This window comes from Alteromonas sp. H02 (assembly GCF_059682525.1).
This window is the reverse complement of sequence record NZ_CM185021.1, coordinates 5,260,476-5,282,770: the sequence shown is the minus strand read 5'-3', so window position 1 is coordinate 5,282,770 and position 22,295 is coordinate 5,260,476. Positions and strand designations below refer to the sequence as shown.

Sequence of the window (22,295 nt, the reverse complement as noted above, 5' to 3'; positions counted from 1 at the left end):
AACGTATTTTCAAACTTGTTTTAGATCAAATTTTTATTTGTCAGGAGGCGTACATTAGCCTCCATCAACTTAAACGAATGAGAAAATACACAATGAAAAAATCAGCATTAGCTACACTAGTTCTAGCCGCACTAGTATCTGCGCCTTCAGCATTTGCCTATGAAGCCGGCGACATCATTGTTCGTGCAGGTTTAACTTCTGTTTCACCAAACGACGATTCAAGCAACGTTAATGTAGATGCCCTGGGTGGCAACGTAGGAATGGGCGTAGAAGTCGATTCTAACACTCAGCTTGGCCTGAACCTGGTTTACATGCTGGATTCTAACTGGGGCCTTGAAGTACTGGCTGCCACACCATTTAGCCATGACGTTACCCTTATCGATACTGCAGACAATGGTCTGGGATTAGGTGACGGCAAACTGGCAGAAGTTACACAACTGCCACCCACTCTTAGCGCGGTTTACTTCTTTGATACTAACAGTGCCTTTACGCCATACGTTGGCGTGGGGGTTAACTACACCATTTTCTTCGACGAAGAATTCACCGGTGCCCGCGAAGATCAAACTTTTACGGATCTGGACCTGGATAACTCTTTTGGTTTAGCCGCGCAGGTAGGTTTTGATTATCAAATCGATGAAAACTGGTCTCTGAATGCCTCTGCCCGTTATATCAAAATCGACACCACTGCAGAGTTCACCGTTGCTGATGTAAAAGGCAGCGTAGACGTGGATATTGACCCTTATGTATTTACTATTTCTGCGGGTTATAAGTTCTAAAAAATAGTTTTATCAGTTTCACCTTGTGTTTTTGCACTGCCTGTTGGCCCTTCATTGAAGGGCCTTTTTTTATACGGCTTCGTCTTCACGGTTAACCATATGGTCGGCGAGTTGATCCAATGCCTTTAGCAACTGATCGGCTATATTCATATCGTTAACGCATTCATACATAGCCTTGCGCATGCAATACATCCATTGTGCTTTTAGCTTTGGAGTAACGGTAAAGGGCAGGTGCCTGGCCCTTAACCGGGGATGGCCACGTTCCTGTTCGTATTGGTTAGGGCCACCCAGCCACATGGTAAGGTAAAGGAAGAAAACATGACGGATACGATCCAGTGGTTGCGGGTGAATGGCTAAAAGTTCCGCCGCCATAGGGTCAGTTTCCATAATGTCATAAAACCGATTCGCCAGTTGCATGACGGTATTTTCTCCACCTATTGCTTGATAGGGGGTAGTAACACCAGTATTGTTGTCCGAAGTTTTCTTTCCCATACCCAGTTTCGATAATAGTCCCATGAAAAAGTTTGCCGTATTTGGAAATCCAATTGCTCAGAGTTTATCACCAACCATTCATCAAATGTTTGCTAAATCCTGTGCTGAGGATATCAGCTACGAGAAAATAGAGGCCCCATTAGAGGGCTTTGAAGCCTCCATCGGCAATTTTTTCGCTATACCACAAGCGGCAGGTTGCAACGTTACCGTCCCTTTTAAAGAAAGAGCCTGCGCCATGGCGAAGCATAAAGATGATGCGGTAGTAATGGCCAGGTCCGCGAATACGCTGATGCGTAACGCAGAGGGCGAGTTATGTGCTTTCAATACAGATGGTATTGGTCTGGTGGCAGACCTCACCAATAACGGCTTAAATCTGCAAGGTACCAAAGTGTTGCTGTTAGGCGCCGGTGGCGCTGCCCGTGGTGTTGTCCATCCGCTGCTAAATGCCGGCGTTGAAAACCTGCACATTCTTAATCGAACTTTAGAAAAAGCTCAGGCCATTGCTGAAGATGCCAATAACCCAAAGGTAACAGCAGTTAACCCTAAACAACTGTTGGCAAATTACGATGTGGTGATTAACTCTACCTCTGCCAGTTTATCCGGAACGCTACCCAGCGTACCTGATGAAGTGCTGGCTAACTGCAAGCTCGCTTACGATATGGTGTACTCAAAGGATAATGTTTCGACGGTATTTATGGCCCATGCTGAGCAACTGGGTGCCGCAAAGCAACTGGATGGTCTGGGTATGCTTGTCGAGCAAGCTGCCGCGGCGTTTTATATCTGGACTGGCAAACAGCCGTCAACGGGCAGTGTTATTGAACACCTGCGTAACCGCTAGGGGGCTACGCACCTTCAGCAAGGTAGTCGTCTTTTAGCTCAACATAGTTAATGGCAGATTGTTTTAAGAAGGCTATTTCTGCCTCTTTTAACGGCCTCTTTTGTACCATAGGATTACCAACATACAAATAACCACTTTCCAGGCGTTTATTCGGCGGAACCAGTGTACCAGCGCCGATAAACACATCATCCTCTACAACGGCACCGTCCATTATAATAGCGCCCATTCCTACCAGAATACGATTTCCTAATATACAGCCATGCAACATACATTTATGTCCTACCGTAACATCATCACCAATAATAAGAGGATTACCCTCAGGATTGCCGGCTGATTTACGGGTAACATGAAGAATAGTGCCGTCCTGTATATTGCTACGTACGCCTATTTTTATATAGTTAACATCGCCCCTTGCGGCGACCATATGCCAGACGCTACTGTCTTCACCAATAGTTATCTCACCCACTAAGCGTGCTGAGTCTGCAATATACACTCCCTGACCAATATCAGGTGTCATTCCTCTAAAGCTGCTAATTGTTTGTTGCATTTAATTCTCTTTGAGATGATGTGTTGTAGGGGAAGAGATCCATTATAAGCATTTACTGCGCAAATATTCGAATCACAACGTTTATAAAGAACATTCTTATCGATGTGTGGTCAGATTGAAACTCGATAAAAAATGAATACTGATACAATATCGTATTAAGTCTTAGTTATTACTACGGAGAGTCCATGTCAAAGCGCTATGTTCTGTTTGCCGCATTACCTTACGCTTATTCTATATTACGACCAATCCAGTCTGAGATTAAAGAGCGCGGTGGCGAAGTTGCATGGTATTTAGAACCGGAATGTGAAGATCTATTACGTCCCGATGAAAAAAGACTGGCAACGGTTGAGGAGCTTGTTGCCTATAATCCCGATGCCACGCTTACTCCTGGTAATTACATCTATCATTTTATCCCAGGGATTAAAGTAGGCGTATTTCATGGTTACTTTATTGGTAAACGTGGGGAGAAAACCTACCAGGAAGACTCACACTTTCGGATCAGGGGCTGGTTTGATGATGGCTATGTTCGGATTAACTGTTGTTGAATCGAAAAGAGCCTGTTTCCGTTAAGGTTTTCTGGGTTATCCATAAACCTGAACCAACCAAGGTAATGTTCTAGGTATTTTGTGGCGACTCCGTGAAACCGTTTTATCCACGCTTTCAGACGACTGTGATAGGCGTTAACATTCTGAATATGAAAGACTTTATCTATCACCTTAACACCTCCCGCCACGTCTAAGCGCTTGTGTATTAAATCATTTTTCTCAGAAAGAGCTATGTAGGGCTTATATCCATCACTACATAACACACTGTCTTTCTCTAATTTTCCTGCTAGCTCCTGATGCAGAGTTGCCGATGTAACACTTGGCACTACGGCCTCATACGTATTCTTGGCTCTGTCTCTGACCGTTAAAACGGGCACCCAGTCATCTTTTGAACGCCCTCGTTTTTTCGCTTTCATCCCTCTTTTGCGGGGCTGACGAGTCATCCGTTTTGAGCCTTTCTCTGAGTAGGGAAAAAGTGTTTCGTCAGCCTCGATAATACCTTCTAGTTTGCTCGCCTTCAGTGCTGATGGTAGCGCCAAGAATCGATGCCGCCACCTGAACGATGTTTCAAGGTGGAGACCACATTCTTCGGCACATTTACGCAATGGCTTACTGTCCAGCATACAGCGAATATATTCTAACCACAGCTCTTTGTATCTTAGTCGAGCTAGCGGTGTCGCCGTTGTCGCTACAAAGGTTTTGCCGCAGTTCTTGCAGCGATAACGCTGCATCTTGTTTACCTTGCCGTGCCGATTGATCAGTGAGCTATGACAGTGCGGGCACTCAGGGTTTTCAACCATCCGCTCCTCAAGCTCTGTTATCAACTGTGAGACGCTATCAGTGCCTTTCAGCAGCTTCTCAACATAACGGGTTTGGCTATCTGTTAAGTGTTCTAACTCGGCTATAAGCTTTCTAAATTGTGCTGGGATCATGATTAACCCTCAATAACTGTATCCATATACAGTATAGCAACAATTTAGCAGAACATAGCCTTGATGTTATTTGTACGCAGGGACCGAGCAGTACAAAACCGTATAAGCTTCTGGAACAACAACATGGAAGCTTTAAGGCTTATGAAACCGGCTGGTGTAAAGTGGATACCTATATTAATGGTAAGCAGGCGCCGGCCACCAACCCGCCTACTATTTTATATGGCACAACGTTTACTAAAGGTATTAGCTCTGCTGAGGCTGTGTATTTAACTATCGAGAGATTAGCCAAAGAACGGGAGTGGAACTGGGTACTCACGTTTCATCCTAAATTACATGGTTCTGAAATCGTTAAACGTTATAAGCAATTAGCGAATTCGTTAGAGAACGTCAGATACCTGCATAATGTTGATTTGGAAAGTGTCAATGAAGCGAGTGTATTGTTATGTGACAGCTCATCTATCATTCTCGAATTTATGATGCAGGACAAACCGGTTGTCACCTACCGTAACACTAATCCGGGGCCTCATTTGATTGATGTGAACAATACCGACCAAATAGAGCAGGGTGTTGATACCGCATTAAAAAGACCGCCGGAATTAATGGCAGCTATCAATAAATATGTTGATCATCATGAAAGATACCGGGACGGGCATAACTGTGAACGGGTTTTAGACGCTATTGATGACTTCATTCTGCATTATAAAGGAAAGCTTAAGCCCCATAAGCCCGGAATATGGCGCAAATTTCAGTTAAGAAAGAAGCACGGGTACTGGAAATAACCCCATTTTGCTGCATAAATAACCTATTAAAACAAATATTACAGTTTTTTGAAAATAACCGTTGACGTGTAACCTCAACTCTCTATAATGCGCCCCACTTCGACGGGGAACGCGCTAAAACGCTAACCCGGCAATAACGCCTAAGGCCTTATTGGAAGCGGCTTTCAGCCAAATGCGATGTTTGAAAAAGTTCAAAAAAAGCATTGACACAGAAAGCCATCAGCGTAGAATGCGCGCCTCACTTCAGCGAGGTTGAGTAAACAAAGTTGAAGTGGTTTTGAGTGACAGCCTTCGAAATTAAATTTCAAAAAGTTGTTGACACTGAAAATAAAGAGCGTAATATACGCATCCCGCTTCGGGGCTAAACATTAAAGCCTGAAGCAGCGAAAGCTAAAATTATCGTAAAGATGTCAAGGGTTTCGCACTGTTCTTTAACAATTTATAACAAGACAATCTGTGTGGGCACTCATTAAGAGTGTCAACAACGACAATTCAAAATTTCGATATTTAATTGAAGAGTTTGATCATGGCTCAGATTGAACGCTGGCGGCAGGCCTAACACATGCAAGTCGAACGGTAACATTTCTAGCTTGCTAGAAGATGACGAGTGGCGGACGGGTGAGTAATGCTTGGGAACTTGCCTTCGGGAGGGGGATAACAGTTGGAAACGACTGCTAATACCGCATAACGTCTACGGACCAAAGCGGGCTTTTAGCTCGCACCTGAAGAGAGGCCCAAGTGAGATTAGCTAGTTGGTAAGGTAAAGGCTTACCAAGGCAACGATCTCTAGCTGTTCTGAGAGGAAGATCAGCCACACTGGGACTGAGACACGGCCCAGACTCCTACGGGAGGCAGCAGTGGGGAATATTGCACAATGGGGGAAACCCTGATGCAGCCATGCCGCGTGTGTGAAGAAGGCCTTCGGGTTGTAAAGCACTTTCAGTTGTGAGGAAAGGTTGGTAGTTAATACCTGCCAGCTGTGACGTTAACAACAGAAGAAGCACCGGCTAACTCCGTGCCAGCAGCCGCGGTAATACGGAGGGTGCGAGCGTTAATCGGAATTACTGGGCGTAAAGCGCACGCAGGCGGTTTGTTAAGCTAGATGTGAAAGCCCCGGGCTCAACCTGGGATGGTCATTTAGAACTGGCAGACTAGAGTCTTGGAGAGGGGGGTGGAATTCCAGGTGTAGCGGTGAAATGCGTAGATATCTGGAGGAACATCAGTGGCGAAGGCGGCCCCCTGGCCAAAGACTGACGCTCATGTGCGAAAGTGTGGGTAGCGAACAGGATTAGATACCCTGGTAGTCCACACCGTAAACGCTGTCTACTAGCTGTTTGTGAATTTAATTCGTGAGTAGCGAAGCTAACGCGCTAAGTAGACCGCCTGGGGAGTACGGCCGCAAGGTTAAAACTCAAATGAATTGACGGGGGCCCGCACAAGCGGTGGAGCATGTGGTTTAATTCGATGCAACGCGAAGAACCTTACCTACACTTGACATGCTGAGAAGTTACTAGAGATAGTTTCGTGCCTTCGGGAACTCAGACACAGGTGCTGCATGGCTGTCGTCAGCTCGTGTCGTGAGATGTTGGGTTAAGTCCCGCAACGAGCGCAACCCTTGTCCTTAGTTGCCAGCATTTAGTTGGGCACTCTAAGGAGACTGCCGGTGACAAACCGGAGGAAGGTGGGGACGACGTCAAGTCATCATGGCCCTTACGTGTAGGGCTACACACGTGCTACAATGGCAAGTACAGAGGGAAGCGAGACAGTGATGTGGAGCGGACCCCTTAAAGCTTGTCGTAGTCCGGATTGGAGTCTGCAACTCGACTCCATGAAGTCGGAATCGCTAGTAATCGCAGGTCAGCATACTGCGGTGAATACGTTCCCGGGCCTTGTACACACCGCCCGTCACACCATGGGAGTGGGATGCAAAAGAAGTAGTTAGTCTAACCTTCGGGAGGACGATTACCACTTTGTGTTTCATGACTGGGGTGAAGTCGTAACAAGGTAACCCTAGGGGAACCTGGGGTTGGATCACCTCCTTACGTAAAGTCGTTGGACGACTTGATGCAGTGCCTACACAGATTGTTTTGTTATTTCGCCATCATACGATGTATGAAGGGGAGTAACGAATACCAAAAGAAATTGCTTCGCAATGTTTTTTGGCAAACCGTTCTTTAACAATTTGGAAAGCTGATATTAGTAATCAATCAATATTGAGTAACTGAGAATATCGAAAGATGTTCTTTCAAGACTACTCTCTACTTGACATACGGCGCTGTGAAAACAGCAATGTAATTTGATTAGACAGTCATGCATACAACGGTGCTTAGATGCACACCTGACTCCGGATAAAAAGGCGGAGGTAAGGCACAACGTTATCCATCCTTTTAGGATGTCGCATCCTTTGGATAGTGTTGTACGGTAGTTCACCTTATTCCTCACTCATGTGAATAAGCAGTGGCTACGACGAACAGGGTAACCTGGGAAGCTATTTAGGGTTGTATGGTTAAGTGACTAAGCGTATACGGTGGATGCCTTGGCAAATAGAGGCGATGAAGGACGTGTAAGTCTGCGAAAAGCTGTGGTGAGCTGACAAAATGCATTTGAGCCACAGATGTCCGAATGGGGAAACCCACACATTTATGTGTATCTGCACCTGAATTCATAGGGTGTAGAGGCGAACGAGGGGAACTGAAACATCTAAGTACCCTTAGGAAAAGAAATCAACCGAGATTCCCTTAGTAGCGGCGAGCGAACGGGGAGCAGCCGATAAGCAAAGTAGTAGTGGAACCTTCTGGAAAGTTGGGCGAAACAGGGTGATAGCCCCGTACATGAAGCTGCTTTGTTTACATATTAAGTAGGTCGGGACACGTGTTATCTTGACTGAAGATGGGGGGACCATCCTCCAAGGCTAAATACTCCTATTTGACCGATAGTGAACCAGTACCGTGAGGGAAAGGCGAAAAGAACCCCTGTGAGGGGAGTGAAATAGAACCTGAAACCGTATACGTACAAGCAGTGGGAGCCTTTAGGGGTGACTGCGTACCTTTTGTATAATGGGTCAGCGACTTATATTTAGTAGCAAGGTTAACCGTTTAGGGGAGCCGTAGCGAAAGCGAGTGTTAACTGCGCGTCTAGTTGCTAGGTATAGACCCGAAACCCGGTGATCTAGCCATGGGCAGGTTGAAGGTTGAGTAACATCAACTGGAGGACCGAACCCACTAACGTTGAAAAGTTAGGGGATGACTTGTGGCTGGGGGTGAAAGGCCAATCAAACCGGGAGATAGCTGGTTCTCCCCGAAATCTATTTAGGTAGAGCCTCGGACGAATTCCTTTGGGGGTAGAGCACTGTTAAGGCTAGGGGGTCATCCCGACTTACCAACCCTTTGCAAACTCCGAATACCAAAGAGAACTATCCGGGAGACACACGGCGGGTGCTAACGTCCGTCGTGAAGAGGGAAACAACCCAGACCGCCAGCTAAGGTCCCAAAATATTGCTAAGTGGGAAACGATGTGGGAAGGCCCAGACAGCTAGGAGGTTGGCTTAGAAGCAGCCACCCTTTAAAGAAAGCGTAATAGCTCACTAGTCGAGTCGGCCTGCGCGGAAGATGTAACGGGGCTAAGCAATATACCGAAGCTGCGGCAGAGGACATCACTTAACACTACTTCGATGTAAGCTAACAGCAACGTCGCGAAGCGACCTGCTGTTAAAGCGTTTCATCACAGTGGAGTGGGGTTAAGGATGTCCTCTGGGTAGGGGAGCGTTCTGTAAGCCGCTGAAGGTGAACTGTGAAGTTTGCTGGAGGTATCAGAAGTGCGAATGCTGACATGAGTAACGATAATGCGGGTGAAAAACCCGCACGCCGGAAGACCAAGGTTTCCTGTCCCATGCTAATCAGGGCAGGGTAAGTCGGCCCCTAAGGCGAGGCAGAAATGCGTAGTCGATGGGAAACGGGTTAATATTCCCGTACTTATATAATCAGTGATGGAGGGACGGAGAAGGCTAAGCAAGCTTGGCGTTGGTTGTCCAAGTGAAAGCGAGTAGGCTGAGAAATTAGGTAAATCCGGTTTCTTAAGGCTGAGACGTGAGACGAGCCACCAAGGTGGTGAAGTTGTTGATGCCCTGCTTCCAGGAAAAGCTTCTAAACTTATGATTATGTAAACCGTACCCCAAACCGACACAGGTGGTCAGGTAGAGAATACTAAGGCGCTTGAGAGAACTCGGGTGAAGGAACTCGGCAAAATTGTACCGTAACTTCGGGAGAAGGTACGCCCCTGATTGTGATAGGACTTGCTCCTTAAGCAGTCGGGGGTCGCAGTGACCAGGTGGCTGGGACTGTTTATTAAAAACACAGCACTCTGCAAACTCGAAAGAGGACGTATAGGGTGTGACACCTGCCCGGTGCCGGAAGGTTAATTGATGGGGTTAGCGTAAGCGAAGCTCTTGATCGAAGCCCCGGTAAACGGCGGCCGTAACTATAACGGTCCTAAGGTAGCGAAATTCCTTGTCGGGTAAGTTCCGACCTGCACGAATGGTGTAACCATGGCCACGCTGTCTCCACCCGAGACTCAGTGAAATTGAAATCGCAGTGAAGATGCTGTGTACCCGCACCTAGACGGAAAGACCCCGTGAACCTTTACTACAGCTTGGCACTGAACATTGAACCTACTTGTGTAGGATAGGTGGGAGGCTTCGAAGCAGAGACGCTAGTTTCTGTGGAGCCGTCCTTGAAATACCACCCTGGTATGTTTGATGTTCTAACGTAGGTCCCTTATCGGGATTGCGGACAGTGTCTGGTGGGTAGTTTGACTGGGGCGGTCTCCTCCCAAATAGTAACGGAGGAGCACGAAGGTTAGCTAATCACGGTCGGACATCGTGAGGTTAGTGCAATGGCATAAGCTAGCTTAACTGCGAGACAGACACGTCGAGCAGGTACGAAAGTAGGTCATAGTGATCCGGTGGTTCTGTATGGAAGGGCCATCGCTCAACGGATAAAAGGTACTCCGGGGATAACAGGCTGATACCGCCCAAGAGTTCATATCGACGGCGGTGTTTGGCACCTCGATGTCGGCTCATCACATCCTGGGGCTGAAGTCGGTCCCAAGGGTATGGCTGTTCGCCATTTAAAGTGGTACGCGAGCTGGGTTTAGAACGTCGTGAGACAGTTCGGTCCCTATCTGGTGTGGGCGTTGGATGATTGAGGGGAGCTGCTCCTAGTACGAGAGGACCGGAGTGGACGAACCGCTGGTGTTCGGGTTGTTTTGCCAAAGGCATTGCCCGGTAGCCAAGTTCGGAATCGATAACCGCTGAAAGCATCTAAGCGGGAAGCGAGCCCCAAGATGAGTCATCCCTGAACTTAAGTTCTGGAAGGGTTGTTGTAGACTACGACGTTGATAGGCAGGGTGTGGAAGCGTTGCAAGGCGTTAAGCTAACCTGTACTAATTGCCCGAGAGGCTTAACCATACAACGCCTAAATGGCTTTACATTTAGATGTTGATGGAATGGCTGACTAATTAAGTCAGAGAGAGTAGTAGTTACTCGATAGATTGAATACATATCAGTATTTCCAGAATTGTTAAAACAATTAAAAGTTTAAATAAGGCTGATGAACAGGCACCTGAGAGTACTGTTTGTCCTCCTTGCGCAAAAGTCGAGAAAAGCACTCAATTTTGCACGACTTTGCCTGGCGGCAATAGCGACGTGGTCCCACCTGAATCCATTCCGAACTCAGAAGTGAAACACGTTAGCGTCGATGGTAGTGTGGGGTCTCCCCATGTGAGAGTAGAACACCGCCAGGCTCCTAATTGAAACGAAAAAGGTCGACCATGAAGGTCGGCCTTTTTTCGTTTAAGTAAAACTGAAAGTTCTACTTCGCGGTCGTCCGTTCCCGAAGGGGGCCCCCAGTCTTCGCCAGAGGCGAAGCCGCTCCGAACGGAGCAAGCAAAACGGTTTGCTTGCTTGAAACCGTTCTCCGCCCCCATGTGAGAGTAGAACACCGCCCGCGCCGGCTACGGGGCTCCCAATTAAGAAAAAAGCCCACTCATTTGAGTGGGCTTTTTTCGTTTCTGCACACCGATATAACGCAGATAAAAGAAAGAATCGTCATCGGAACACCACATCACCGTCATCCCGTATATGGACTCCTCTTGTCATGCAATACCTATTTTGCGATGCTGTCAGGTGTGAGATGCGTGCGTATATTCGGACTCTTATCAGGTAGCTAGCCTTGTCCATTGATGTGCTCGCTCCCCCATGCCTTTTACGGAATCAAGGTTTTACCAACCGCCGGGATGAACAGGCGCTTGGGGGACGGTCTGACCTGATTAACGTCGCATTACTGGTATTGCAGAACCTGGTTAACTTGCTACAGACTCAGGGGCTTGATAGGGCTGTTGGTAGTGCACCATGGCCCAGGCCATCCTGACGGTTTTATTGGCTAATGCCACGGCGGCTCGCCGTATTCCTCGCCGTTCAATTAATTGCTTCATCCAGACTTCGCGGGTATTTCGTGGCGCTCGTTTGGCGACGACTTTTATTTTGGCCAGGGCGCCCTGAATAAGGTTGGCCCTGAGTTGCTTTTTGGCAATGCGCTGACTGATACCCAGCATCACGACTTTTCCTCCGCTACTATGTTGTTTGGGTGTCAGGCCAATACAGGCGGCTGCCTCACGGCCGTTCTTGAAGGCTTCACCGCGCGTCCCGAGTGCGAGGTACAGGTTCAGGGCATTGACCGGCCCCACGCCATCGAGCTTCTGTAATTCGTTACATTGCTCATGTGTTTTTAGTTGAGCGCGGAGCTGCTTTTCAGCCTCCCTGACTTGTTGCTTTAAACTTATCCAGAACTGATATTGTTGATGAAGCGGCACTCGAAGCATCATCGGTAAACCATTCTCAGCATCTTCCAGAATATCGGGGATACGTTCCCGGAAGGCTTTCTCTCCTTGTGGTATCACCATGCCAAACTCATACACGATGGCACGAACCATGTTACTGGTGGCAATCGCCACATCCTGATAGTGCTGACGCATCTTCTCGAGTGCTTGCAGGGCCAACTGGTCATTACTTTTTATGGCCACCGGTTTTACGCTAGGTTGTCGTACCGCAATGCCAATCGCTATCGCATCATTTTTATCTGTTTTATGGCCTTCTACGAACTTCTTCACGAAGCGGGCTGATAACAACACAGGCTGATGGCCCAATGCCCGCGCCTGCTTCGCCCAGTAATGAGCACTGCCGCAGGCCTCCATGGCAACAACAGAAGGGGATTGTTTGGCTAACCAGCCAAGCACCTGCTGACGGCGTAACTCTCGATTCGATTTAATCTGGTTTTGCTTATCTAAAATACAAACCTGAATAACATTCTTTGCTAAATCCAGGGCAATTACGTTATCTTGATACATGTATGGACTCCTGTTTATTTGTGCAAGAAATAACTTACCTCCCTCGGAGGGAGGAGTCCATACATCGGAAAGCACGCAGTGCTTATACCAATTGCCTTAAAAGTTTGATCTAATGGCAGTATTCATATTCGAGTGATTTTCATATGCATACCGCCGACGACTTTAAACAATTAGCAAAGCAGACATCCAACGGCCAATTACGGACCCGCTATTTAGCTTTGTATCATTTCAAGAAAGGAGAAACACGTACTCAGATAGCCGCTTACCTTGGGGTTGCCAGAGGCAGTGTTAATACATGGGTATCCAACTATCTGGCTCACGGACTTGAAGGCCTGCAATCCAAACCTAGTCCGGGTAGACCCTGCCAGCTCTCCGTCTCTCAGCGAGAACAGGTCGCACATTTTATTGAAGAAAACGCGGTTAAAAAGGAGGGAGGTCGTTTGATTGCACAGGATGTACGACAATACATTAGCGACACCTTCCAAATCGACTATCAGTTGCGAAACGTATACCGCATCATGGATACGGTCGGTTTCAGTTGGATAACCAGCCGCTCTAAACACCCTAAACAATCACAGCAAACCCAAGATACTTTTAAAAAACTTCCAGTTGGAAACGATCCTTCACACTCCAGGTCATCTCCCTCTGGATCGCGTTGACGTCTGGTTCCAAGACGAAGCACGATTCGGTCAGCAAAATCAGACGTCCAGAATATGGGCTGCGAAGGGCAGCAGACCAAGAGTGGTAAAGCAACAGCAATTCGATTATGGCTATATCTTTGGTGCGGTGTGTCCGAGCAATGGCAATACCCAGGCGCTTATCAGCCCTCTTGTCAATAAAGAGGTGATGAAGCAGCATCTGAAATTGATCAGCGAAGCGACAGAGACTGGGCGTCATGCCGTTGTTGTGATGGATGGCGCTGGCTGGCATACATTCGACACGGCCAGCCCATTTACCAACGTCAGTCTCGTAAAACTCCCAGCCTATTCTCCGGAGCTGAACCCGATGGAACAGGTATGGCAATGGCTACGGCAGCGTTGCTTATCAAACCGGGTATTTCGAGGTTACGAAGAAATAGTAGAACAGGTCTCTCGTGCCTGGAATACATTCATTGCGGATGTTGAGCGAGTCAAAAATCTCTGTTGGAGAGAGTGGACAAATTTGGTCAATTAATTAATGCAATTGGTATAATAAACACCAACAAAAAAACTACTGTAGGCCTGCCTGAATAGACTCAAGCCGGTAACGGGCGTTACCGATGTTATACCGGGCTTTAAGCATGGCGACCAAGCCTGGGTTGCTGGCTATAAATTCATTAAGCTCTAATAATAGCAGTGGGTTTTTAACCGTTGATAAACAGAATTCGACTACAGTAACCGGCAGGTCAGGATCGAGTTTAAAATCGTCCACATCATCAAGTTTCTGCATCAGATACTGAGCAACATAATAATCCATGTCAAAGGCGTCAGCTCTGTCCCACTGCGCCATATAGATAGCAGACTTATTGTCTGCCACCGAAATAAGCTTGGTTTGCCCGCTATCGATACGGTCCTGCCAGTACAAAGGGGAAAAACCCAATACGATAGACACTTTTCTGATAGATGAAATACCCTGTCCAAAGCGTTCTGGTTTTACAAAGGTACCTACCAGACTTTCTGTTAAAGGGGCGCTAAAGTGCTTGGTAGCGTTATCATTTACAGGATTCGTCCAGGTTGGATGATCAGGGTAAACAAAGTCCACGTTACCTTTCTCAAGCTCAATCTGCAGTCGCAGTACAGGCATGCTTACATATTCAAATTTAATACCCTGGTCAGCTGCAAAGGCTTCAAGCAAAGCCCAGGCGTACCCTCTGTCTTTTACAGCCGAGAATTCATAATGCGGGTAATAGGCGATATTTTGTGATGCTACTACATAGGTTTCGGCGCATGCAGAGCTAAATGCCAGAGCAGAGGAAAGCAGCAAAGAGAAGGAACCTGTATATTTGCGGAAAAGAGAGTGCATCATCATTACTTAATACCATGAGTAATAGATTAACTATAGTACATAGACAAACACACATACCAAAGACATTTCCAATTAAGGCGTAGGAGCCGTCAAACAATCAAATTCGTCTTTGTTGCGGTGCCTATATATAACTGCAGTACACTCTGCCGTCAGGCAACAGCAGAGCGTCGCCAAAGCTATTAAAAATGAGCGATATAGGCCAGGTTAAGAAAATCCAGACCGGGATTATCATTATTCAGCCCACCATTTGAATAATGAATAAACCTCACAGCGACTTGTTGAGTGAGCTTTTCACTTTCATCCAAGTCGATAATAAGGCCAAGCTTATCCTCAAACTGATAATGGGAGCCGATATCTTTACCGGCAAAGTGCTGATCGCTAACCACACTTAACCCGATGCCGGCCTCAAGGTAAACGGGATACTGGTCGCTGATTGTACCAAGGCGCTTAATAATTACCGGTGTAAGTGCTACGGTAAAGTTGGTATCCGTTTCACTGTTACCGTTTTGCGAGTAACGCCAAAAGTTGACACTACCTTCCAGGTAGACGTCTACATCGCCCAGCCAGGTAGTATCAATATCCAGAGTTGTTGGTCGCCAGGCGACCCTAACGCCCTGGATATCATCAAACCCATTAAGGTAACCAACAGAAACGGCCTGATCATTAGCAAAAGAAAAACTGGAAAAAGAAAACAGAAAAATACAAAGAAAATAAGGTTTAAGCATGATATTCACTCCTTTGAAATCAACGAAGCAAATAGTTAGCCAATCATAACCTACTGATATGTATAGTTTGTTTGCGGGGAGGAAAAGGCAGTAATGTTAAGTTTTTAACTGCTAAGGAAAAAATTACACATCAAAATCAGTAGTATTGGTCACTCAAGTTATTAAGAATAATCTCCGGTGATTTAATTTGGTACTGCTGATGAAGTCGTTTAATTAATGCCTGGTGTGAAACAAGGAAGGTGTTAAATTCTGCCAGCAACTCGGTATGGTTGATTGTTGCTAACATAAAAGCCACACCATCGTGAGGTAACTTTGGGTCCAGTGTAAACTTGCCAAGAGTGGGTTGTTGAGAAGCGATATGCTGGGTGACATGGTATTCGAGGTTAGCTGCATCGGCCTTGTTCTTAGCGATCAGTTCCAACGCATTGAGGGTATCGTTAACCCGGATCAGATGAGTAAGCTGGTTATCCACTCTTTCCTGCCAGTTAACCGGTGTAAAGCCCAACGGCATTGCCAGTCGGCGAATTTCGTTAATTCCGGCACCCACTTTCTCGGGGCGTAGAATCGTCCCTCCCAGCGCCTTTGTTACTGGCCGACTAAAGGTTTTCAGGGTATTACTGATAATCGGGTTATACCACTTGGGGTTATCCGGGTAGATAAAATCTACACTTCCTTTAGCCAGCTCTTTTTGGAGTCGCAGAACTGGCATAGAAATATAAACAAACTCATGGTTGGTAGTAGCCGTCATTCCGCACCTAATTAACTGATTTATTTTTCTTGACACCGATCCCCCATTTTGATCTATTACTCATCTTTGGGTGCAGCAAAATGGCTATTTCTACTACCTCCCTATCAGGGTTAACTATCAAACGCATGGACCATCTTGGTTTAGTATCCGGTATGTGTCGGGAGCTTGGTATCGCTAAGATGATTGATGCGGTTATCCCAAAAAGCAATGAGCATAAGGTGACTCATGGAGAAGCCTTTGTCGCCATGCTTCTCAATGGTTTGGGTTTTCACAGTCGCACCCTACACATGTTTGCAGATTTTTTCGCTGACAAACCCACTGAACGCCTGATTGGTCCGGGTGTACAGGCCAAGCACCTGAATGATGATGTACTTGGTCGGTGTCTTGATGCCCTCTATGAAGCAGACGTGTCGTCGCTATATCAAGTCATGGCTGAGCGAGTGGTCGACACGCTGGGGTTAGCCAGTAACGCTGTGCACCTGGATATCACCAGTTTTCATGTCGATGGTGAATACGCTGTTGATGAACAAGATAGCGAGACTAAACGCATTGAGCTGGTTAAAGGTTACAGCCGGGACCACCGGCCAGAATTAAACCAGGTGATACTGGAGCTGATTTGTGAAAATCAAGCCGGTATCCCTGTCTATATGCAGGCTTTAAGTGGCAATACGAATGACCAGAAAGCTTTTGCAGAAGTCACCCGTCACCATATTCAGTGTTTAAAGGCCGCACAACAATGCCGATATTTTGTTGCCGATGCGGCGCTTTATACCGAAGAATCTATCACTGCCCTGGCAACACAGAACCAATTGTTTATCTCACGAGTCCCCATGACCATCAAAGACGCCAGGCAGCACGTAAGCAACGTGACGGAAGCCAGTCTCACTGCCATGGGTAACGGTTACCACGGTTGTTGGGTGGATGCAGACTATGCCGGAGTGAAACAGAAATGGTTGATTCTGCGCAGTGAGCAGGCGACTAAACGGGAGCAGCAGACACTGGCCCGCAATTTACTTAAAAGCAGTGAAAAAGAGCACAAGCAATTTATTAAATTGTGTAAGCAACGCTTTGCCTGCCAGACCGATGCCGAGACGGCAATGAAAGTCTTTAGCAAGACGTTAAAAACAACCCGCATCAGTGAGTTTGACTGTATAGCCCACCCCGTGTTCTTAGGTAAAGGTCGCCCCAAAAAAGGACAACAGCCAGCATACTATGAATACCAACTCGATGGGCTGATAGCCACCTGTTTGGATAAAGTTGGAATAGCTCAGGCGCAAACCGGGATGTTTATCCTCGCAACCAATGATTGTAGCGGGGAACTCAGTATGCAGACAGTGTTAGATACCTACAAATCCCAGCAACATGTTGAGCGGGGATTTCGTTTTCTCAAAAGTCCGGAATTTTTGACATCCTCACTGTTTCTAAAGAAACCGGAAAGGATTGAAGCGCTGCTCATGGTGATGACGTGCAGTCTGATGATATACGCCGCCCTTGAACACCGGATCCGAACGTCATTAAAAGAAAGACAACAATACTTCCCTGACATGAAAAAGAAACCGTCCCAGAAGCCAACGGCACGATGGGTATTTCTGTGTTTTAGTGGGATCCACGAAGTCAGCATTGGTGACTCTCCCCCCGTAATCACAGACAAACAGGAGCGCCAGCAGGTGATCATTGATGTACTTGGCACATTATACCAAGAGATTTATTCCTGAATTTGATGCGGAATGTCGGTAGTAGCTCTAAACGCTTCGAAAATCGCCCAGGCAAGGCCCTTATCATTATCTGAGGTGAAATCGTAATGAGGATAATAATGAAAATTCTGCGTACCGATAACCACTGTGTCGGCGCGGCTATAGCTTCCTGCGACGATAAAAAATACTATTGCCAGGCGGCTTACAATAGAAGCGATACCCTTAAAGCTGTTCATAACAAAGTTTACTTCCAAACATCAATAACACTAGATTACGGTAAAGTTTGTGTATTTTATATACGTTTTTGTCGATATATACGTATTTTCTTATGTGAATTGCAAACTATCACTAATGAAAGTCCCTGGAATGCATCAGCAACTGTTCCAATTTGTCACTGTGATCGATAAGTTTACCGGCAATGATATGGGTTACGCCTTCTTCTGATCGTTCTAGTATTCCCCTGACTTCAAGGATCTTACTGCTGATGAAGGCCTTTTTCTGTAACCTTGCGGTACTCTGCCAAACCACCACATTCAGATTACCGGTATAATCCTCAAGCGTCATAAAAGTTACGCCGCCCGCGGTGCCAGGCGCTTGTCGGCCCACTACGCAGCCTACTACTCGTATGGGAGACTTATGGGCTCTGTTTAGGACCTCATTGGCCAGTGTCAGGTGGGGAAGGGGATGTTGTTCTAAGAGTAGCTTTACCGGATGCTGCGACAAAGAAAGATTAAGCGACGCGTAATCTTCAATCAGGTCTTCAACCGCCGTTGGCGCCAACATCTGTGACGTGCTTTCACTCTGGTCTTTTAATAAAGGCAGTGTCAACTGCGAGTCCATCAGCTGCCAGCGGGTATTAAAGCGGTCTTTAGCCAGCGTTTTTAAAGCGTTTGCACTGGCCAGTGCAGACAGTTCACTTCGACTAAGGCCAAGGGATTTAATCTCAGTCAGGCTGGCAAAACCTTTATCAGGGCGTTGTGATATCAGTGTATTCATAGCTTTGTCTGATAAGCCGTTCACTTGTCTCAGGCCGAGTCTGAAGTGGTGGTTATCAATAACGGTATGATCAATACTGCTTTCATTAATATCAACCGGCAACGCATAAACCTGATGTCGGGCAGCATCCTGAATAAGTTGCGCCGGTGAGTAAAAGCCCATCGGCCAGCTGTTAAGCAAGCCAACATAAAACTCCACCGGATAATAATACTTAAGCCAGGCTGAGGCATAAGCCAGTACGGCAAATGAAGCAGAGTGAGACTCCGGAAAACCGTATTCGCCAAAGCCACAGATTTGTTCAAACAGCTGCTCGGCAAATTGCGGCTTATAGCCTCTCTGTGTCATGCCGTCGATCAATTTGTTTCTGAACTGGCGTAGCTTACCGTTTTTCTTCCAGCTAGCCATGGCTCTTCTGAGCTGATCGGCTTCGCCGCCGGTGAAACCTGCCGCAACCATGGCTAACTGGATCACCTGCTCCTGAAAAATAGGCACACCCATCGTTCGGCTCAGTACCGACTTCACTTCATCAGAAGGGTAGCTGACCGGCGCCTTACCGTGTCTTCTTAGTAAATAAGGATGTACCATGTCACCCTGGATCGGACCGGGCCTGACAATCGCTATCTGGACTACCAGATCATAGTAAGAAACGGGTTTTAATCGAGGCAGCATGGTCATCTGCGCACGCGATTCAATCTGAAAAACTCCCACGGTATCGGCCTTGCAAATGGCCTTAAATACCTGCTTATCACTGCCATGAGCTGAGATAAAGGGAATAGATAAATCCTGTTGGTAACGCTGTTTGATCAATGAAAAGGCTTTACGTATTGCGGTGAGCATACCCAACGCCAACACATCCACTTTTAGCAGCCCCAAAGACTCCAGATCGTCTTTATCCCACTGAATTACACTGCGTTCTGCCATGGCAGCATTTTCAACCGGCACCAGCTCGTATAGCGGGCCCGCAGAAATCACAAAGCCTCCTACATGCTGAGATAAATGCCGGGGAAAGCCAATGAGCTCCTCCGTTAAGCTAATTAACTGCTTAACGGTACGGCCATCCTGATCAATGCCCAGCTCCTGCAACTGGCTTTGCCAGCCAAGGGTTCGATCGCGAAGGTTAAATTGTTTCAGCCAGTAACTCAGAAGCGACTCGGGTAACCCTAATGCCTTACCGACTTCCCGAAACGCACTTTTAAAGCGGAAAGTAGTTACACTCGCCGCCAGTGCAGTCCGCTCCCGACCATACTTGGCATAAATATACTGGATAACCTCTTCCCGGCGTTCATGCTCAAAGTCCACATCAATATCCGGCGGCTCGTTACGCTCCTTAGAAATAAAGCGTTCAAACAACACGTTTATCTGGCGCGGATCCACGGCGGTTATTTCAAGGCAATAACATACAATGGAATTCGCCGCCGAGCCCCGGCCCTGATACAGAATGCCGCGGCTTTTGGCAAATTGCACAATGTCGTAAATGGTTAGGAAAAAGTATTCAAATTGCTCTGAATGGATCAGCGCCAGTTCCTTTTCGATGGTCTCTCTGATAGATTGAGGCACACCTTGTTTAAATCGTTTTTTAATCCCTGCTTCAACGCAGTGGCGAAGATAGCTGGTTGCTGTATAGCCGTTGGGCACCAACTCGCTGGGGTACTGATACTTAAGTTCATCCAGACTAAACTGACAAAGACTGGCAATACTCACACTTTCGCTTAACCATGCCTTAGGATACAGGCGGGCGAGTTTGGTCAGTGTTTTGAGGCTGCGTTCCTGGTTGGGTAAGCCATTACGGCCTAAATCGGCCACCGTACTGCGTGTGCGGATGGCGTGCAGAACATGTTGGGTAGGCTGACGGTCGGGGTGATGAAACAGCGCCTGGTTGGTGGCCACCAAAGGGAAACAATACTTTTCACTCAGCGACATCGCCGCAGCGAAGTGAGCATTATCACTGCCATTTAATAAACGGGATACGCCAATCCAGCAGCGCTCACTGAAAAACTTAGTGAAAAACTCTGCCCATTGCCTGTCGTTATCGTTATAGGCCGGTAACCAGATAGCCAGGCACGACTTTACCGATTTTAGATCCCATTCTGATAAGGCGTAATGGCCTTTTTCACTGCGCCGCCGTGCATTGGTAATAATACGGCAGAGCTCAGCATAAGCGGTTTTGTCGGGGCACAGTAAACACACTTTCAAATCCGGCGCCAGCCGAAACACACTGCCAACAATCAGCTTAATAGGTAAGCCATTTGCCTTGATTTCTGCGTGGGCTCTTACAACCCCGGCTACCGAACATTCATCGCTAATGGTAATGGCTTCATAGCCCAGAAAGGCGGCAGTATTAACCAGCTCTTCGGGATGAGAGGCCCCTTCTAAAAATGAGAAGTTACTCTGGCACAACAGTTCTGCAAACATCATCAGCCAAAGTACCCGTGTACATACCAGTGTTGTTGCTCATCCCGATACACCCAGAGGCGCTGGCCTTTGCCTGTAACGGCTAAAAAATAATCCCGCTTTACCGGGTTTTCATCCCACCAGCCAGTGTGAATCCGCTCCGGACCATAGAGAATTTGAGTCTGCTCGGTTAGCGGCTGAGGCTGAACCATCAGCCATGCCGGTTGCTGGCCGTTAGCTTCTGAACTGGCCGGTGAATTATGGAGTGGACTAGTTTGTTGTAAAGTATAATCCTGGCGGTGCTCATTAATCTGTTGAACTGTTTTCACGCTATCGTTGCCGAGCCTGGCCAGCAGTTTACCCAACAGCATGTTTTCTGCGTGTCTTGAGTAGGTGCTTTGCAGTAACGACAGGTTTTCCGGATCAAACTCAACCAGTTGATCACAGGTTAGGGTTAGCGAGGTTACCGGTGAGTCGAGCGTAAGTTGCTCAAGCTTAAGGTCGACCAGCATTTGCCATTCACTTAAATGATGATGGGCGGTACCGGCGTTAACCACAAACACCAGGTTATCGTGCTCCCGTTGCTGAAGTTCAAATTGCAGGGTGTCTGTGGCCAGGTTGCGCTTTTGCAGATAGGTACAATTATTGCCAAGCACTACAGCAATATAGCGGCTTAATCCAGGTGCAGACTCCACCGCATAAGGCAGTTCCAGGTACTGGCTGAATAGCTTTCGCGGGTGAAATAAGCTGTAAGGCGGCTGCTTGACGCCCTTTATAGCCAACAGGTAAGTAATGATCCGGTTACTAAAGCGTTTACCAATTTCCTCCAGCGGTAACGCAATAAGCTGCCCGAGCTTGCGAATACCAATTCGGTTTAGCTGTTCCATTTCTCTGGCGGGGAGTTCAGTGGCCTGCAAAGAACAGTTTTTAAGGTGATAATCGGCCAGTTCAGGTTCCGTCTCTACCCGGTTAACGCGACTGCGAGCCAGCACCCGGGCAATTTCGATCGTGGTGCCAGAGCCAAAATGAAAGTGCACTCGCTGGGCGGTTAACGTTCGCTCACATAGCGCCATAAAATTATCCAGCCCCTGATAATAACGCACCAGCGGACTCAGATTAATGGCAATACCATTGCTGGCAACACAGACAATATCGGAGGCAATTGCATAAAGGGTAGTAGCCAGTTGCTCTAGCTGGCTGCTTTCGCTATTGGCGGAATATTCAATAATCCAGGTTTGCGCATGCATAGCGGTTACTTCTGCTAAGCCCATACCCGGTTTAATGCCAACAGTGATGGCCGCTGCTGATAACTGACAAACCGTATTGTCGGTTCCGTCAATCACTACCGTTGGCGCGGTTTGCTCAGGATGAAGCTGCTCAAATTGATCGAGCTGCAACCGTGGAAAATGCAGATAGAGCCAGTGCAT

16 protein-coding genes and 3 rRNA genes are annotated in these 22,295 nt (G+C 47.2%); 9 read left to right on the top strand and 10 right to left on the bottom strand.

All coding sequences use genetic code 11. The annotated features are described in order from the left end of the window. Window positions 1-92 precede the first annotated feature (92 nt). Window positions 93-776: an OmpW/AlkL family protein gene (locus tag AC566Q_RS24360; RefSeq protein WP_499612107.1), complete on the top strand. Its 684-nt coding sequence runs from the start codon at window positions 93-95 to the stop codon at window positions 774-776. A 69-nt stretch (window positions 777-845) separates the two neighbouring features. Here AC566Q_RS24360 and AC566Q_RS24355 read toward each other — a convergent pair whose 3' ends face one another. Then, window positions 846-1,292 carry a group II truncated hemoglobin gene (locus AC566Q_RS24355; protein WP_499612105.1) on the bottom strand — a complete coding sequence of 149 codons (447 nt, stop codon included), beginning with the start codon at window positions 1,290-1,292 and terminating at the stop codon, window positions 846-848. On the opposite strand from AC566Q_RS24355, the gene aroE reads away from it, so the two are divergent. After that, window positions 1,291-2,106, top strand: coding sequence for a shikimate dehydrogenase (gene aroE, locus AC566Q_RS24350; RefSeq protein ID WP_499612103.1), 816 nt, complete (start codon window positions 1,291-1,293; stop codon window positions 2,104-2,106). The two genes, AC566Q_RS24355 and aroE, sit on opposite strands and share 2 nt — an antisense overlap. A 4-nt stretch (window positions 2,107-2,110) precedes the next feature. Here aroE and AC566Q_RS24345 read toward each other — a convergent pair whose 3' ends face one another. Further along, complete coding sequence (locus tag AC566Q_RS24345; RefSeq protein ID WP_499612102.1) at window positions 2,111-2,653, bottom strand: gamma carbonic anhydrase family protein; 543 nt, start codon at window positions 2,651-2,653, stop codon at window positions 2,111-2,113. A gap of 185 nt (window positions 2,654-2,838) precedes the next feature. Between AC566Q_RS24345 and AC566Q_RS24340 the strand changes: the two genes are divergently transcribed. Further along, complete coding sequence (locus AC566Q_RS24340) at window positions 2,839-3,198, top strand: hypothetical protein (protein ID WP_499612100.1); 360 nt, start codon at window positions 2,839-2,841, stop codon at window positions 3,196-3,198. On the opposite strand, the gene AC566Q_RS24335 is transcribed toward AC566Q_RS24340, so the two are convergent. Next, window positions 3,174-4,130, bottom strand: a complete 957-nt coding sequence (locus AC566Q_RS24335; RefSeq protein WP_499612099.1) for an IS1595-like element ISAma5 family transposase — start codon at window positions 4,128-4,130, stop codon at window positions 3,174-3,176. The genes AC566Q_RS24340 and AC566Q_RS24335 overlap by 25 nt on opposite strands. Window positions 4,131-4,291: 161 nt before the next feature. Here AC566Q_RS24335 and AC566Q_RS24330 point away from each other — a divergent pair, with 161 nt between their 5' ends. The 4 genes from AC566Q_RS24330 (at window position 4,292) to rrf (ending at window position 10,708) form a co-directional block, all read left to right on the top strand. Beyond that, window positions 4,292-4,909, top strand: coding sequence for a UDP-N-acetylglucosamine 2-epimerase (locus AC566Q_RS24330; protein WP_499612098.1), 618 nt, complete (start codon window positions 4,292-4,294; stop codon window positions 4,907-4,909). Between the two features lie 508 nt (window positions 4,910-5,417). Further along, window positions 5,418-6,951, top strand: a 16S ribosomal RNA gene (locus AC566Q_RS24325). A gap of 462 nt (window positions 6,952-7,413) precedes the next feature. Further along, window positions 7,414-10,373 (top strand): 23S ribosomal RNA (locus AC566Q_RS24320). A 219-nt stretch (window positions 10,374-10,592) separates the two neighbouring features. After that, window positions 10,593-10,708: ribosomal RNA gene (gene rrf / locus AC566Q_RS24315) — 5S ribosomal RNA — on the top strand. Together the 16S, 23S and 5S rRNA genes form the textbook arrangement of a ribosomal RNA operon. 558 nt (window positions 10,709-11,266) lie before the next feature. On the opposite strand, the gene AC566Q_RS24310 is transcribed toward rrf, so the two are convergent. Beyond that, window positions 11,267-12,310: an IS110 family RNA-guided transposase gene (locus AC566Q_RS24310; RefSeq protein WP_499612096.1), complete on the bottom strand. Its 1,044-nt coding sequence runs from the start codon at window positions 12,308-12,310 to the stop codon at window positions 11,267-11,269. Window positions 12,311-12,453: 143 nt separating this feature from the next. Between AC566Q_RS24310 and AC566Q_RS24305 the strand changes: the two genes are divergently transcribed. Further along, a protein-coding gene (locus tag AC566Q_RS24305) for an IS630 family transposase (RefSeq protein ID WP_499612094.1) occupies window positions 12,454-13,483 on the top strand; the annotation gives its coding sequence in 2 pieces (ribosomal slippage) (window positions 12,454-12,908 and window positions 12,907-13,483; 1,032 coding nt in all). 36 nt (window positions 13,484-13,519) lie between these two features. Here the strand turns inward: AC566Q_RS24305 and AC566Q_RS24300 are convergent. From AC566Q_RS24300 to AC566Q_RS24290, 3 genes are all read right to left on the bottom strand, one after another. Then, entirely contained in the window at window positions 13,520-14,317 is a 798-nt protein-coding gene (locus AC566Q_RS24300; RefSeq protein WP_499612092.1) for a transporter substrate-binding domain-containing protein, read from the bottom strand. 176 nt (window positions 14,318-14,493) lie between these two features. Further along, the gene (locus tag AC566Q_RS24295) at window positions 14,494-15,039 is read right to left on the bottom strand and encodes an acyloxyacyl hydrolase (RefSeq protein WP_499612090.1); all 546 of its coding nucleotides are present in this window, start codon (window positions 15,037-15,039) and stop codon (window positions 14,494-14,496) included. A gap of 136 nt (window positions 15,040-15,175) precedes the next feature. Then, window positions 15,176-15,787 (bottom strand): type 2 periplasmic-binding domain-containing protein, encoded by a 612-nt coding sequence (locus tag AC566Q_RS24290; protein WP_499612088.1) that lies wholly within the window; start codon window positions 15,785-15,787, stop codon window positions 15,176-15,178. A gap of 80 nt (window positions 15,788-15,867) precedes the next feature. Between AC566Q_RS24290 and AC566Q_RS24285 the strand changes: the two genes are divergently transcribed. Next, complete coding sequence (locus tag AC566Q_RS24285) at window positions 15,868-17,502, top strand: IS1634 family transposase (RefSeq protein ID WP_499612086.1); 1,635 nt, start codon at window positions 15,868-15,870, stop codon at window positions 17,500-17,502. Here AC566Q_RS24285 and AC566Q_RS24280 read toward each other — a convergent pair. The 3 genes from AC566Q_RS24280 to AC566Q_RS24270 all read right to left on the bottom strand — a co-directional run bounded on the left by AC566Q_RS24280 (window position 17,493) and on the right by AC566Q_RS24270 (window position 22,295). Continuing rightward, window positions 17,493-17,717, bottom strand: coding sequence for a hypothetical protein (locus tag AC566Q_RS24280; RefSeq protein WP_499612084.1), 225 nt, complete (start codon window positions 17,715-17,717; stop codon window positions 17,493-17,495). The two genes, AC566Q_RS24285 and AC566Q_RS24280, sit on opposite strands and share 10 nt — an antisense overlap. A gap of 112 nt (window positions 17,718-17,829) precedes the next feature. Continuing rightward, complete coding sequence (locus AC566Q_RS24275; RefSeq protein WP_499612082.1) at window positions 17,830-20,892, bottom strand: error-prone DNA polymerase; 3,063 nt, start codon at window positions 20,890-20,892, stop codon at window positions 17,830-17,832. Further along, window positions 20,892-22,295 carry a Y-family DNA polymerase gene (locus AC566Q_RS24270; RefSeq protein ID WP_499612080.1) on the bottom strand — a complete coding sequence of 468 codons (1,404 nt, stop codon included), beginning with the start codon at window positions 22,293-22,295 and terminating at the stop codon, window positions 20,892-20,894. The genes AC566Q_RS24275 and AC566Q_RS24270 overlap by 1 nt, the downstream gene beginning before the upstream one ends.